A 15,855-nucleotide genomic window follows, 5' to 3' on the forward strand; every position below is an offset into this window, starting at 1 on the left:
AAGCATGAAAACGGAACAACCGTTATGGGGCAGGGGCCAGATGGTCTCTCCCCAGCACTTCCAGCAACAGGCCGCGTATGCGGCCTGGTCTGCGGAATGCATCGCCCGGTTAGGCCTCTCCCATCCCTGGGGAGTGATTGAAGCCACTTTCGAACCGGATGCACTGAAACTGGGCCGCCTGCAGGCCCGCCATCTGCACATCCGTTTCCCCGACGGGACGCTTATCGACACGGATAATGCTGACGATCTGCCACCGGTTCTGGCGCTGGAGAGTGAATCAAATGAGGTGGTAGTGATGCTCGCGCTACCGCTGCTGCGCGCGAATGGTGGCAACTGTCTTAAGCCCGATGAGGTAGCCGGGCGTCCTGTTCGCTATCGCCAGCGTTGGCAGGATATCCGCAATACCTTCGGGGACGATACCCGCCAGATTGCGGTAATGCGTCCTGAGCTGACGCTGCGGTTTGCACATCAGAACAACAGCGATTACCTGACCTGTCCGGTTGCCCGCCTGCAGCAGGATCTGCAGGGGGCGTGGCAGCCTGATGAGACGTTTCTCCCCCCGCTCCTGGCCATCGAGGGCAGCCGCTGGCTGTTAACCCAGCTCGAACAGCTGATGATCCAGCTACGTGTACGCCTGAGCCGACTGATGGCCATGCGACGGGAAAGTAATGAGCGCATGGCAGACTTTGCCGTGGCCGACGTGTCGCTGTTCTGGTTGCTGAATGCCCTCAACAGCGCTGAGCCCGTGCTGGGGCAGTTTCAGCGCCATCCGCAAAGTCCGCCTGAACGCCTGTATCCGGAGCTGGCCCGCCTGGCGGGCAGCCTGCTGACCTTCTCGCTGGAGCACCAGGTGAGTGCGATCCCGGTCTGGCAGCACGAGCAACTGAATAACGTATTTCCGCCGCTGTTTGATTTACTGGGGGACCTTCTGGAAGCCAGTCTGCCATCGCGGGTGGTGGCGATTGAGCTTGAGCACGATGCCCGGCTGCACTTCTGGCAGGCCCGTCTGCATGATCCGCGTCTGCGTGAAGGGGCGGATTACTACCTCTCCGTGCGTTCAATGGTGCCGGTAGCTCAGCTGCAGGAGCAGTTCCCGCGCCAGTGCAAGGTTGGCAGCCCCGATCATGTCAGAAGTATCGTCAATTCATCGCGGGTGGGCGTGCCGCTGACCCCGCTGCGCCATGTGCCGGCAGCCATTCCGTTACGTCTGGAAAATCAGTATTTCAGTCTTGATGTCTCTCATCCTCAGGCCACTGAAATGCTCCAGGGCGGCACCTGCATGTTTTACGTTCCGGGCATGCTCGGCGAGCCTGAACTTGAACTCTTTGCGGTGCTGAGAACATGAGTGAGCGTAAACGCGGCGCTGCCGCGGCCATTGATATTGATGCCCTGCTGCAGGATACCTGGCTGCAGGTGATCAGCCTGCGTCACGGTCCGAAATTTCAGGATGGAGAAGGGCGCACGCTGTGGGAGCGTTGCATTGCTGATGTCGAACGTGTGCAGCGTGAGCTGAAAGCGGGCGAACTTGATGAAGCCAGCTGCCGGCATATTCTCACCGCACAATGTGCGCTGCTGGATGAGGCGGTTAAGAGTCGCGGTGTGGAGGATGATGCCTGCGTGCAGTGGTATGACATTCCCCTGCAGGGGCACTTCCTTGGCACCATGGACGCCGGTGACACGCTGTGCGATCGGATGCGCGATGTGCTGCGTGAACCGGCTCCTGACCACGCTGTCGTGACCTGCTTCCAGCGGGTCATGATGCTCGGATTCCTCGGCAACTTCCGCTCCCTATACGATCCTGAGCGGCAGAAACTCATGAATGCACTTAATGAACATGTTGCGCCGTTCAGCTATTCACAACCCCATCCCGTTCTGGCGGAAAGCCATGCCGGACGGGGGATAAGGGGTTGGCTTGCATCATGGCCCATGCGCATTGGCCTGAGTGTGGTGGTGGTCACCGCATTATGGTGGGGACTGGATTGCTGGCTGGATCAGACACTGCTTACCCTGCTGCCGGGAGCCGTGAAATGAGCCCTGCACAACAGCGCGGGCTTGCGCTCTGGGCTGCCCTGCTGAGTGCAGTGGTCTGCCTGTGGTTTCTGCCAGCATCCCGGCTGGTTTCCGTTCTCGTCCTGCTGGCGGTACTGGGGCTAATCATGGCGTTCTGGGCTGTCGCCTGCCGTCGCGTGCAGCACGATTTCACCCTGTGTCTGGAGGACCTGCCTGAAACGAGTTATTGCCAGCCCGTGGTACTGGTCTGTGGCGATCTGCCGCTTGCCTGGCCGCATCAGTCACCGGTACTTACTGTCACGCAGGGCTGCTGGATCCGTGTGGAGGATCATCTGGAACTGGAGCAGGCCGCCCGTCAGGTACTGTGGTTGCGCCCCGACTGGGGACGTCAGCTGTCAGTGATGGTCAGTGTTTGTCCGCAGCAGCACCCTGACAGTGAACGCCTTACCAGTCGTTTGCTTGCCCTGCGCTGGCAGATTAGTCGGTTGCGTAAAGCAACCGGCCATTCTGTGCCACTGGTTCTGAATGGACAGGTCGGCAGTGCGATGATGAATGACATGCTCTGGCAGACGGCGATCCTGGGGGAAGGGGTAAAGGTCTGGAGTGGGACTTCAGCGCCTGGCTCAGTTGCTGAATGGGTTAATACTGGCGGAACGCCTGCGATGCATCAACAGGTGCTTATGAACAGCCTGATGAGCTGGTTCCAACAGCACGTCCACGCTGTCCTTATGGATGAAAACCCCGATATTCCTGTCATTGAACCTGTTGCGGTTCTGTGGGGATTGGGCCCGATCCTGGCCGGAAGCATGGCCACCTCTGTCTGGACAGCGTGGTTGTCCCGCCATACTGCGATGCAGCAGGTGTCTGGCTGGCAGCCGGCGGGAACGGACAGTACGGTTATTTCCCTGTTCCCGAATTTTGTCCTCCCTTTACTGCCAGAAGGACGAGGCCTGACACCGCATGGACGAACCTGGCGCGGTGCGCTCGGAATCTTCACGTTGGCGACCATTGCTGCACTGCTCAGCAGTGGCTGGAACAACCGCCAGCTGCTGCAACGCGTTAGCTTCGATATTGTCCGTTACAACAGCATCGCCATGGATGATTACGGTCCTAAAGCCAGCGCCGTACAGGTGCTGCGCGAGGATGCGGCGCTGCTGGATGAGCATGCACGCAATGGTGTACCGGCCCGGCTGGGTCTGGGGCTTTATCGGGGGGAACGTCTGCGAATACCGGTGCTGGAAGCGATCCGCTCATATGTGCCACCACCTCCTCCACCAAAGCCTGTGGAAAAGGTCGCGCCGAAAATCATCCGCCTCGACAGCATGTCGCTGTTCGATACCGGCAAATGGGCGCTGAAACCCGCCTCAACAAAGCTGCTGGTGAACTCACTGGTGGGGATCAAGGCGAAGCCCGGCTGGCTGATTGTGGTCGCGGGCCATACCGACAGCACCGGGGATGACCAGTCCAACCAGGTGCTGTCCCTGAAGCGTGCGGAGTCGGTGCGCGACTGGATGCGGGACACCGGCGATGTGCCGGAGAGCTGTTTTGCGGTGCAGGGCTACGGTGAAAGCCGACCTGTCGCCACCAACGACACGGCGGAAGGCCGGGCGCTGAACCGCCGTGTCGAAATCAGTCTGGTGCCGCAGGCGAACGCCTGCCAGCTGCCGGGCAACACCCCCGCGTCATCGCAGGATGATGGCGCTGATAACAACTTAACGGAGTAATTAACATGGCAATTCCAGTCTATCTGTGGCTGAAGGACGACGGCGGCGCGGACATCAAAGGGTCTGTGGACGTTCAGGATCGTGAAGGCAGCATCGAGGTGGTGGCCCAGGAGCATAACCTGTACATCCCGACCGACAATAACACCGGCAAGCTGACCGGTACCCGTATCCACACCCCGTTCCTGTTCACCAAGGAAATCGACTCCTCCAGCCCGTACCTGTACAAGGCGGTGACCACCGGCCAGACCCTGAAGTCTGCGGAATTTAAGTGGTACAGAATCAATGACGCGGGCCAGGAAGTGGAGTACTTCAACACGAAGCTTGAGAACGTGAAGCTGGTGAAAGTGAATCCGAAGATGCACGACATCAAGGACCCGGCGTTCGAGAAGCACAACCACCTCGAGCAGATTGAACTGCGCTACGAAAAAATCACCTGGACCTACAAGGACGGCAACATCATTCATTCCGATTCCTGGAACGAACGCGCCACCGCGTAAGTCGCATGCGGACAGGGCCCTGTCCGCAGTTTTTTGCACAGCGTCTGTATGCACGGACGCTGTGCAAAGAAAAACACAATCTGCCTGCCCGACCTGATGCGCTTTGGGTTCCTGAATAACAGGGAACAGCGACGGGCGGTAGCGTGTCCGGAACTGATAAAGAGAGAGTCTCATGGAAAATCCCGCCATCCTGTTACGCCGTCTTAACCCTTACTGTGCCCGCGCGATGGAAGGGGCCGCTTCCCTGTGCCAGACCCGCGCCCATGCGGAAATCCTGCCCGAGCACTGGTTGCTGAAGCTGCTGGAGCAGGGTGAGGGCGACCTGACGGTGCTGGCGCGGCGCTACGAATGGGATATGGATACGATATGGCAGGATATGCTGGGTTTTCTGGACAGCCTGCCACGTTCGGTGCGCAGCCGTCCGCAGCTGTCGGACAGTGTCCGGGCTCTGATGCAGGAGGCCTGGCTGCACGCCTCGCTGTCGGGGGAAGAGCACATCCGCAGCATTCACCTCCTGATGGCCCTGGTGGACAAACCGAAACTGGTGCGCTGCGACGGCCTGTGGCCGCTGCTGACGCTGGCGCAGAGCCAGCTTGAGCGCCTGCGGGGGCTTCTGGATGCGCAGTCGGATGAACGCCCGGAGGTGCAGCAGGAAGCGGAGCTTACGCAGGGCGATGAGGTGGAGTTTGTCGGCCGTCCGGTGAATGCGGATATAAAAGGAGAGCTGAACCCGGCGTTACAGAATGCGCTGGACAGGTTCACCCTCGACGTCACCGCCCGCGCCCGTGAGGGCAGAATCGACCCGGTCTATGGCCGCGACAATGAAATCCGCCAGATGGTGGACATTCTTTCCCGGCGCCGCAAGAACAACCCGATTCTGGTGGGCGAACCGGGAGTCGGCAAGACCGCGCTCGTGGAAGGACTGGCGCTGCGCATCGCCGAAGGCAATGTGCCGGACGCGCTGAAGCCGGTCTCGGTACGCACCCTTGACCTCGGCCTGTTACAGGCGGGTGCAGGCGTGAAGGGGGAGTTTGAACAACGCCTGAAAAACATCATCGACGCGGTGCAGCAGTCACCCCTGCCGGTTCTGCTCTTCATTGACGAGGCGCACACCATTATCGGTGCGGGCAACCAGGCGGGGGGCGCCGATGCGGCCAACCTGCTGAAACCGGCGCTCGCCCGCGGTGAGCTCAGAACCATCGCCGCCACCACCTGGAGCGAATACAAGCAGTACTTTGAGCGCGACGCCGCGCTGGAGCGTCGTTTCCAGATGGTGAAAGTTGACGAGCCGGACGACGACACCGCGTGCCTGATGCTGCGGGGACTCAAGCCACGTTACGCGCAGCACCACGGTGTGCATATTACCGATGAGGCGGTCAGGGCGGCCGTCACGCTCTCCAGACGCTATCTGACCGGACGCCAGCTGCCGGACAAGGCGGTTGACCTGCTGGACACCGCTTCGGCCCGTGTCCGCATGAGCCTCGATACGGTGCCGGAGCCACTGACCAGGATGAAGGCGCAGCTCACGGCACTTGCCATGGAGAAACAGGCGCTGCTGGAGGATATCGCGGTGGGCAATACCGCCCACGGCGAACGTCTGGCCGCCATCGGAGAGGAAGAAGTCGGCATCATTTTGCAGCTCGATGAACGGGAAACCCGGTACGGCCAGGAGCTGAAACTCACGGAAGAACTGCTTGCCTGCCGCACGGATATCTCCCGCCAGGGAGAGATTGCGGACCTTCAGATGCAGCTTACTGCCGTGCAGCAGAATACCCCGCTGCTGGGGCTGGATGTGGACGCGCGTACCGTCGCCACCGTTATCGCCGACTGGACGGGCGTACCGCTCTCTTCCCTGATGAAGGACGAGCAGACGGAACTGCTGAGCCTTGAACACAGTCTGGCGAAACGCGTTGTCGGCCAGGACAGCGCACTGAATGCCATTGCGCAGCGCCTGCGCGCCAGCAAAACCGGTCTGGCGCCGGAGAACGGCCCGCAGGGCGTGTTCCTGCTTGTGGGGCCGAGCGGCACAGGCAAGACCGAAACCGCCCTGGCGCTGGCCGATGAACTGTTCGGCGGCGAGAAGTCCCTTATCACCATCAACCTCTCGGAATACCAGGAGCCACACACCGTCTCGCAGCTCAAGGGCTCACCGCCGGGCTACGTGGGTTACGGTCAGGGCGGCATTCTGACCGAAGCCGTCCGTAAGCGTCCGTACAGCGTGGTGTTGCTGGATGAAGTGGAAAAGGCACACCGGGACGTGATGAACCTGTTCTACCAGGTGTTTGACCGGGGCTTCATGCGCGACGGCGAGGGGCGGGAAATTGACTTCCGTAACACGGTGATTCTGATGACCTCGAACCTCGGCAGCGACCTCATCATGCAGATGCTGGAGGAACAACCGGAGGCGACAGAGCCGGACCTGCATGAACTGCTGCGTCCTGTCCTGCGGGACCACTTCCAGCCCGCACTGCTGGCGCGCTTCCAGACGGTGATTTACCGTCCGCTGGCACAGGCAGCGATGCGTACCATTGTGGGGATGAAGCTGAATCAGGTGAGCAGACGCCTCAACCGTCACTACGGAATAACTACCCATATCAGCGAAAGCCTGTACGACGCGCTGACCGATGCCTGCCTGCTGCCGGACACCGGGGCGCGCAATATCGACAGCCTGCTGAACCAGCAGATTCTGCCGGTCCTGAGCCAGCAGCTGCTGAGCCAGATGGCTGCGGGGCATAAGCCGCATACCCTGACGCTTGGCTGGGATGAGGAAGAGGGCATAGTGCTCGAGTTTGACCGGACAGAAGGTGAGCATGCATGAGCAGTAATCTTCCCTTACGATTCAGCCACAGCCATCACCTGCTTTCGGTGAAGAGCTGCGATGCAGGGCTTGATGTGCTGGCATTTGAGGGCAATGAAGCCCTGAGCACGCCGTTCAGCTACCGTACTGAATTCACCAGCGCGGATCATGTCATCAGCAAAGAGATGATGCTGATGAAAGCGGCTTCCCTGACGCTTCAGGCCCCGGTAGACCAGGGTTACGGTATCAAAATACAGCAGCCGGTACGGGTGATTCAGGGCGTGGTGACCGGTTTTGAACGCCTCAGCACGTCAAAAGATGAAACCCGCTACGCCCTGACGCTTGAGCCGCGTCTGGCGCTGCTTGACCGCTCGCACCAGAACACCATTTACCAGGACATGTCCGTCCCACAAATTGTGGAGAAAATCCTGCGCGAGCGCCACGGCATGCGCGGTGAGGATTTTCTGTTTTCGCTCACCAGAGAGTATCCACGCCGTGAGCAGGTGATGCAGTACGCTGAGGACGACCTGCACTTCATCACCCGCCTGCTGGGCGAGGTCGGTATATGGTTCCGCTTCACCACCGACACGCGCCTCAGCATTGACGTGGTGGAGTTTTACGACAGCCAGCAGGGCTATGAGAAAGGCCTGACGCTGCCGTCTGTACCGCCATCGGGCCAGCATTCAAAAGGCGTGGATTCAGTCTGGGGAATGGAATGCCATCACAATGTGGTGCAGAAGCAGGTCAGCACCCGGGACTACAACTACCGTCAGGCCACGCAGGACATGAACGCCCGGGTTGACGCGACCGGCGGGGATGTCACCACGTACGGTGATGCCTACCACTGGGCGGATAACTACCTGACGCCGGGCAGCGCGTATGACCGCAACCCGGCAGCGGAGTCCGGGGCGTTTTACGCCCGCATCCGCCACGAACGCTACCTGAATGGCCAGACGCAGACCGTTGCTTTCACCAGCTGCCCGACCCTTTCACCGGGTATGCGGCTGAAAGTCACCGGCGGGTACGAAGTGGCGGAGGTGTTTACCCAGGGCGTGGTGGTCACGGCGATGCACAGCCATGCCCGGCGTGATGCAGACTTTTGCGTCAGGTTTGACGGTATCCCGGACAGCGCGGACTTTTGCTTCCGCCCGGCGCCAGGCCGCCGCCCGGTGATGGCCGGTACCTTACCGGCCCGCGTCACCAGCACCACCGAAAATGACACCTACGGGCATATCGACAAGGACGGTCGCTACCGCGTCAATATGCTGTTTGATCGTGAGAACTGGGAGACCGGGTTCGAGAGCCTGTGGGTCCGTCAGTCCCGCCCGTATGCGGGGGACACCTACGGCCTGCACCTGCCGCTGCTGGCAGGCACCGAGGTGGCGATTGGTTTTGAGGACGGCAACCCGGACCGGCCGTACATTGCCGGTGTGCTGCACGACTCGGCGCACGGCGACCACGTTACCATCCGGAACTACAAACGCAACGTCCTGCGGACCCCGGCGAACAACAAAATCCGCCTCGACGACGAGCGCGGAAAAGAGCATATCAAGGTCAGCACAGAGTACGGCGGCAAGAGCCAGCTGAACCTCGGCCATCTGGTCGACAGCGAAAAACAACAGCGGGGGGAGGGTTTTGAACTCAGAACCGACAGCTGGGGTGCCATCCGGGCGCAGAAAGGACTATTCATCTCGGCGGACGGGCAGGCGAAAGCGCAAGGACTGCAGCGTGAAATGCAAGCTGCGCTCAAAGAACTTGACGCTGCCAGAGAGGTGACTTCTGGATTACGTCACGCTGCTCAAGCAGCCCAGGCGGAATTAGCCGATCTTGAGAAACAAACAACATTAATGAATCAGACGCTTAGCGATCTTAAGCAGCAAGCATTACTTCTGTCTGCCCCTTCAGGAATTGCGCAGGTCACCCCCGCGAGCGTACAAGTTTCGGCGGGGGAAAATCTAATTGTTACTGCTGGTCAACATGCAGACATTAGCATTGCCAAAAAATTAACTCTGGCGGTGGGCGATATTCTGAGCTTATTTGCACACAAACTGGGAATAAAAATGTATGCCTCGGAGGGCAAAGTAGATATTCAGGCACAGTCGGACGCGCTGAATTTATTTGCTAAAGAAAAGCTTTCGGTCGCCAGTTCAGACAACAGCGTTGTCATATCAGCCAAAAAAGAAATCCTTTTGGTTTGTGGGGGGACATTTATACGGTTAAGTGATGCGGGGGTTGAAGTTGGTACTGGCAAAAACGTCACGTTGAAATGTATTGCGGTTCAACAGCAGTCTGCGGCGACGTTAAATTCAACGCTTTCGCTACCTTCTGGCTGCAAACCTGGGGTAATTTCTGCAGCCCAACAGCAAGGGGCTGTGGTGATGCTTAGCTAATACTTGAGGAAAAAGATGACTACAAAATTAGCCGTTTTAGGTGACAGGACGAGTAATGGGAAAATAATTTCTGCAACTGCGAATTATTTTAGTGATGGAAAACAGGTGGCACAAAATAATGACAAAGCCATCTGTACTGTCTGTAAGGGAACATTTCCCATCCTGGCCACTGCAATTGGTATCGTCAGTAATGGCATACTTCTGGTACAGGATCAGGACCGTGTGCTTTGTCTATGTCCCGGCCATAAAGTGATCGCAGGCTCTAATTTTTTCACTGGCTAAATAAGAATTTTTTATTTACAGGCTTAATTAAAAAAAGGATGTGAATATGGCATGCCAGGGGTTATGCACAACGAAAGGCCTGACAGTACTGCCCGTGCGCTATGCTGTTGTGCCAGAAAATATTAATGCCAGTTTACCGGGATGGGCGAATGATGCGCGCATAACAGGGGTAACGCTCGCCAGTAATGAAAAGTACACACTCCGCGCGCTTCGCCAGGGCTACCTTTACGTTTTTTATGAAAAAGGAAAACATGGCATCAATTACTGGCAGTGCTACAGCGTTGCGCCAGACGGCTCACTGTGGCTGCAACAGGTGGAGTCTAATCCTGTACCGGTGGATAAAGCGCTGTGCGAAACGGGCGAGCATATCGCGCAAAACGTCGAGTTCATGAGCATTGAATCCCCGGATAAGTGCGGCAATGTGTGGTTTGCGTTCAGTCAGTATCCGTGGGAGCAGGAAACGCTCGATCGGTATCGCATCAGGCCAGAAGAGCGCAGTGAGAGAATGCAGAAAGTGATGCCTTCGGTGGCGGGAGCTCAGCGCACAAAAACAGGGACCGACGTTACCGGGGCAAGCCTGAATCAGGTACTGGACTATCAGGTGCCTTCTGTTTCTGGTCTTCTGCCTGGTCCGGATGAGGCGAAAGTGGTAAACATCAGCCGTGCATCGTCACTCTGGGATCCGACAGTGGATGATCCCTGGCGGGTCAATAATGATGTGGTGAAACTGCAGTCCAGTCTGTATCCGTGGGCAAAAAACCGCAGTGGCATGGCAGCCGCGACGGTCACGGCCATGGAAAACCGAAGTGAGGGGATGACGCCGTTGCTGCTTCCACTCTGGGATCCGGTGGGGATTGTTCATGAGCTTAACGGCTGGAGCCAAGATGTGCTGGGGCGCCAGGCGCAGTTCCTGCAGGAGCGTGAGCTTGAGTTCGCCACCAAAACAAACCTCGATGCAGTCAGAACGCTGCTGGAAAGCAATGCCGAATCTCTGGAGGACGCGATGCGGAGACGAAGAACTGATGGTCCCATGCTGACAGACGAATATCTGGATTCGCGTCTGCAGGCGCTTGAGAAAAGGTATCAGGGTAAGCCTGATGTGCTGGCACAAATCAGGGCTGATGACAGGTTAGTGAGAAATTGGCATGCGCAGAACGTGACGGCATCATACCCGGAGAGTGTGCTGATGAGTCCACCCGAACCGCTGGCTGCTCACCAGCGACGGGTTGCCGCGATACAGGCTCAGGTCGATAAGGAACTGGCGTTAAATCTGCCTGAACCCTCGCAGGATTTCAGTGGAGTCCGGGCCCGGAGCTGGGCTCCCTATCAGAAAAAGCTCAACGCAACCCGACAGGCGAACTTTGATACCTGCTACACGAGCCTGGTTGATTCGGTTAATGCTATCTTCCAGAAGCGTATCGTCAGCGTGGTGAACTGGCTCAGTGCACCGGTACTGCTGGCAACGCTGGATGATTTCCACTGCGAGGCACAGCGGGCAGGGCTGTTCTACCAGTCAGCGGTGGGGATGTCCATGCACGGGATCAACAGCTGTCCGGCAGGGGCGGCAAAGATAGACGGCTGGTGGAATGAGTACAGCACTAAAAATCGCGGGAATCTGCTGTGGCGGCATGTGGCGGCCAATAACCCGCAGCTAATCAGTGAGCTGGAGCCGTATCTGGCGACGGTGAAAGGGAAAAAGGACGAGGACGTGACGCCTCTGACGGCGACCGCCATGACGGCAGCCCTGATGCAGCAGGTCAGCAATATGAAAAAGCTGGAGGGATATTACCAGAAATCGATGAACAGTGTCGTGAAGGGGCTGAGGGAAAATGCCAGCAAACTGGAAGTACAGCTCTTCAACACGGATGCGTTTATCGTCACGGTGGGAGACAGGGTAAGCCGAATTCTGCGGGTGGATAAGACAGGCGAGAAGCTGGCGACCACGGCGTTCAGGCTGATATTTATGATAAGGGCGGGAATACCTTCAGAAAAAGTTCACTCGTTAGTGAATGCGTATCTGAAAGATGCCCCGGTGTTACGTCAGACGGTGCTGGCAGGTATACGGCGCAGCGGACGTTTTATGGCGAGCGGGAATGAAGTCGCCGAGATTAAACAGAGAATGAGCAGCAGGCTGGAAGAGCACTTTGCATCAGAAAAGGGCAAGGCCGAATATCGGCTGGCGGGAATAAACAGTCTGTTGCTGGTGCTGAATGCGATGGATTTTATCTACCTGTGCGGACAGGTAAGGGATGAGAAGAAGCCGCTGGCGAGCCTGCTGGCCAGCGGGCTGGCGATGGTGAGTCAGGGGACGTCGGTTATTTTGCCGGCAATAGAAAAAGGTCTGGAAGCGCGTGAGCTTACGGTGGCCTGGGTCAAGGGGGTTGGGGCGGCAGCGGGTGGAACTGCGTCTTTAATTTCGGTGTTTGCTGATGGTGCAAGTACTTACGAAGAGTTGCAAAGCAATCGTTTTTTACTTTCCTCTGTATTGCTTATTAAAACAACAGTTGATGTCCTGGCAGTCACAAAATCAGTCGGTCTTCTGCTGGAACAGTTTAGTCAACCGATAGTTAAAAAAGTAGCTGGGAAAATTACAGGTTTTTTGGCTTGGGAAATTTTAGGGATCCGAATACTTGCAGTACTGATGACCTGGGAAGTGATGGTAGCGATAACTTTGTTACAGGTGGTTGTGACCTGGATATCGGACGATGAGCTTCAGATATGGTGCAGGAAATGTGTATTTGGAACAGCACCGTTCAACCGCAGTGTGGCAGACCAGAATAAAGCCTTGGAAGGGGCGATAAAGGATATTTCATGAATTCAAAAGAGCAGCATCAGATATGCTCCCGTTTTGTTGAGCCAGAAAAATTAGCAGACCTGCGTACAAAGCGAGAGATTGAGATGATGAACGGCAGGCCGTGGACACGTGAGCTTCCGCCGCCGCCGGTATTGCCGCCTTATGGTCCTCTGGAGAAAATATCAGGGAAACTGCAGTCTTTCCGTAGCGAATATTTTCGGGAGTATTTTGATGCAGTTGCCTACCGGACCAGCACGTTGCCGGAGATATCAGATGGCCAGCGCGGAGCTGCCGCCGCTGCAGCGATAGTTGCAGGGAGCCCGGGTGTCGGGGCTGTAATGATGGCTGAAAGCGAGTCTTCGAATGATTCGGCGGAATATGTGCAGGGGATGATTAATGGCCAGCCGTTTCGCGGCTGGGTGGGTGTCACCCGGCTTCAGACTGGCGATGATGTGGACATGATTGTTGAGTGGCAGCATGACCATTATGAGGTCTATGCCATTGCGTTACCGGAAGAGCGGATAGTGTCAGTATGTCCGAAATGTGATATGGGGCATATTGCGCATATGCTGTGGCGCATTAAAAATATGTTCATTCTAATCACCATATTGATGGTGGCTTTTGTTTCTGTATGTGTATTTATCTCTATCTCAAAAGGAAATCCAAATGGTGTCTCTTTATTTGAGAGGTTTTATCTTTTCCTGGTAATGGCTTTTGTGGTGTCCTCTGTAATTTCGGGGTTGATTGCATTCTTTGCATATAAAGCCTGTGCGCCAACACGCTGCAAACTGGCGGAGGAGATATTTCAGTTGCTGCGGATGAGGCGTGTTGCAACAATCAATCTCAATAAAATAACAAAAAAACGTGAGCAACAACTAAAAGATAATGGGAAGTGGTATGAGCCGAGTGATAAAAGCAAACCTGCCTGTCCCAGCGGGAGATTCATTTATTCAGATGAAGGCTGGTTTTACTACTAAATCGGCAGTGAAACAAGCTACTTTCGCTAGTGTTATTAGTCGTGGAATGCTTCTGGTGTGGAATTAATTGCTGAAAAATAAACGGTGGAAATATATTTTGGAGTCAGATCTCTGGCGATTTTGCTGGCCTGGGCAGTGATGGTGGCGATAACTTTGTTACAGGTGGTTGTGACCTGGATATCGGACGACGAGCTTCAGATATGGTGCAGGAAATGCGTATCTGGAACAGCACCGTTCAACCGCAGTGTGGCAGACCAGAATAAAGCCCTAGAAGGGGCGATAAAGGATATTTCATGAATTCAGAAGAGCAATATCAGATATGTTCCCGTTTTGTTAAGCCAGAAAAATTAGCAGACCTGCGTACAAAGCGAGAGATTGAGGTGATGAACGGCAGGCCGTGGACACGTGAGCTTCCGCCGCCGCCGGTATTGCCGCCTTATGGTCCTCTGGAGAAAATATCAGGGAAACTGCAGTCTTTCCGTAGCGATTATTTTCGGGAGTATTTTGATGCAGATGCCTACCGGACCAGCACGTTGCCGGAGATATCAGATGGCCAGCGCGGAGCTGCCGCCGCCGCCGCGATAGTCGCAGGGAGTCCTGGCGTCGGGGCTGCCATTATGGCTGAGAGCGAATCATCAAATGATTCGGCGGAATATGTGCAGGGAGATATTAATGGCAGACCATTTCGCGGCTGGGTGGGCATCACCCGACTTCAGACTGGCGATAATGTGGACATGATTGTTGAGTGGCAGCATGATCATTATGAAGTCTATGCCATTGCGTTACCGGAAGAGCGGATAGTGTCTGTATGTCCGAAATGTGATATGGGGCATATTGCGCATATGCTGTGGCGGATTAAAAACATGTTTATTCTCACGGGGATTTTTTTCTTCTCGGTGCTTTTTGCGGGAGTTCTGAGTGAAGTGATTGAAGATACCTGGAAGGGCCTTGAGTCATTTATCACCACATACTTTTGGTTGTATGTTATAGCATTGTTGGGGGGAGTGGGTCTTTCAGGATTAATTGCATTCTTTGCTTATAAAGCCTGTGCTCCAACACGCTGCAAACTGGCGGAGGAGATATTTCAGTTGCTGGGGATGAGAAGAGTTGCAACAATCAATCTCAATAAAATTACAAAAAAAAGTGAGCAACAACTAAAAGATAATGGGAAGTGGTATGAGCCGGGTGATAAAAGTAAACCTGCCTGTCCCAGTGGGAAATTCATTTATTCAGATGAAGGCTGGTTTTACTACTAGACAGAAAAAGACAGTGTTATTTTGGTTACCCCCGACAGGAAACAAGGTAAGCCAGCATGCCCAAGTTTGAAATTTACCTATTCAGGAGAAAATTGTTATCGCTACTGAGAGGGGGAGCGGCTAAATATGAATAAGATAATGATGTTTTATGAAAATCATAAATACAAATTAATTGAAATGTGTTTCTAATATTATTCTGGCAGGGTTGATTATGGATGATAAATTTTTTAACGATATACATGAAGAAATTACCAATGCTGCTTTTGGGAAAAATGGGAAATGTTTTCTGCTGATAGATGCATCTTTAGAACAGTATCATTCAGAACTTTTTTTGCCCGGTATTCTTAGAGAATATAAATCTTATCCTGTTACATTCCGCCAGGAAGAACTTCAGGGGGCTTTACCACTTTACCTTTTCCCTCTTAGTGCCTCCAGCGAGAGAGATGGTCAATTGTTTAAGAATAGTATTTACCATTCATTGAATGAGTTGAAAATAGAAAAACTTGAGTCCGGGGAAGGGCGCAGCGTCTGTGCGTGGATTTCGACGGATTTAACTGGGGAGCAGCTTGCTGAACAGGTCGCTTTGTCCGCCGTACAGTCGATTCAATCAGTTGGTAATATATTACTTCGCTATTACGACCCATCAGTATTTGGTTTGTTAATGTATGCGCTAGATAAATGGCAAAAACAACAGCTATTAAGCAATATTAATACATGGTCTTATATTGATGGAGGCGGAATAGCTCAGGTGGTGAATGGTGATGGTAAATGCAAAAAAAAATTAAACTACTCACTTGGATTAACAGAGCAAAATGCATTAGAAATGGGCCGAATTTTAGTTGTTAATTATATTTTGCGAGCATATCGGAAAATGAGAATGCCGCATAAATTTAGTGAGCGTGATGTTATGGGATTATTGCTTCCTGCGCTGGATTATTATTATTCAACTTTCTCAACATCCGATAAGGATGTTATTGATTTTGGGCTTGATGTGTTGAGCGCGCAGCGGCTATTTTATCAGGATGAGGTATTTAAGAAGGTCTTATTTAGTAATCGCAGTAAAGACCTTCAGTCATACTCAGATATTAAATCCATAATTGACAGTATGGCATGTTAAGAAGTTTTTTC

General features: G+C 54.8%; 11 protein-coding genes. All 11 read left to right on the forward strand.

Going from position 1 to position 15,855, the window contains the following annotated elements:
• Nucleotides 1-4: 4 nt before the first annotated feature.
• Complete coding sequence (gene tssK, locus ACOTX2_RS07025) at nt 5-1,345, forward strand: type VI secretion system baseplate subunit TssK (RefSeq protein WP_022648283.1); 1,341 nt, start codon at nt 5-7, stop codon at nt 1,343-1,345.
• A complete protein-coding gene (gene tssL / locus ACOTX2_RS07030) occupies nt 1,342-2,031 on the forward strand; it encodes a type VI secretion system protein TssL, short form (protein ID WP_063147252.1) in 690 nt (229 codons plus the stop codon). The genes tssK and tssL overlap by 4 nt, the downstream gene beginning before the upstream one ends.
• Nucleotides 2,028-3,734 carry an OmpA family protein gene (locus tag ACOTX2_RS07035; protein ID WP_038416146.1) on the forward strand — a complete coding sequence of 569 codons (1,707 nt, stop codon included), beginning with the start codon at nt 2,028-2,030 and terminating at the stop codon, nt 3,732-3,734. Before tssL ends, ACOTX2_RS07035 begins: the two co-directional genes overlap by 4 nt.
• Nucleotides 3,735-3,739: 5 nt before the next feature.
• The gene (hcp, locus tag ACOTX2_RS07040) at nt 3,740-4,231 is read left to right on the forward strand and encodes a type VI secretion system effector Hcp (protein WP_009653685.1); all 492 of its coding nucleotides are present in this window, start codon (nt 3,740-3,742) and stop codon (nt 4,229-4,231) included.
• Nucleotides 4,232-4,403: 172 nt separating this feature from the next.
• On the forward strand, nt 4,404-7,049 hold the full coding sequence (gene tssH / locus ACOTX2_RS07045) for a type VI secretion system ATPase TssH (RefSeq protein ID WP_063147254.1): 2,646 nt from the start codon (nt 4,404-4,406) through the stop codon (nt 7,047-7,049).
• A complete protein-coding gene (locus ACOTX2_RS07050) occupies nt 7,046-9,418 on the forward strand; it encodes a type VI secretion system Vgr family protein (protein WP_063147255.1) in 2,373 nt (790 codons plus the stop codon). The genes tssH and ACOTX2_RS07050 overlap by 4 nt, the downstream gene beginning before the upstream one ends.
• A gap of 15 nt (nt 9,419-9,433) precedes the next feature.
• On the forward strand, nt 9,434-9,700 hold the full coding sequence (locus ACOTX2_RS07055; protein WP_022648278.1) for a PAAR domain-containing protein: 267 nt from the start codon (nt 9,434-9,436) through the stop codon (nt 9,698-9,700).
• A gap of 46 nt (nt 9,701-9,746) precedes the next feature.
• On the forward strand, nt 9,747-12,515 hold the full coding sequence (locus ACOTX2_RS07060; RefSeq protein WP_063147256.1) for a T6SS effector BTH_I2691 family protein: 2,769 nt from the start codon (nt 9,747-9,749) through the stop codon (nt 12,513-12,515).
• The gene (locus ACOTX2_RS07065; protein WP_063147257.1) at nt 12,512-13,471 is read left to right on the forward strand and encodes a putative type VI secretion system effector; all 960 of its coding nucleotides are present in this window, start codon (nt 12,512-12,514) and stop codon (nt 13,469-13,471) included. Before ACOTX2_RS07060 ends, ACOTX2_RS07065 begins: the two co-directional genes overlap by 4 nt.
• A gap of 293 nt (nt 13,472-13,764) precedes the next feature.
• On the forward strand, nt 13,765-14,727 hold the full coding sequence (locus tag ACOTX2_RS07070; protein ID WP_063147258.1) for a putative type VI secretion system effector: 963 nt from the start codon (nt 13,765-13,767) through the stop codon (nt 14,725-14,727).
• Between the two features lie 211 nt (nt 14,728-14,938).
• Nucleotides 14,939-15,844: a DUF4123 domain-containing protein gene (locus tag ACOTX2_RS07075; RefSeq protein WP_063147259.1), complete on the forward strand. Its 906-nt coding sequence runs from the start codon at nt 14,939-14,941 to the stop codon at nt 15,842-15,844.
• Nucleotides 15,845-15,855: the final 11 nt, after the last annotated feature.

This window comes from Enterobacter cloacae complex sp. IR5412 (assembly GCF_049237385.1).
GTDB lineage: Bacteria > Pseudomonadota > Gammaproteobacteria > Enterobacterales > Enterobacteriaceae > Enterobacter > Enterobacter intestinihominis.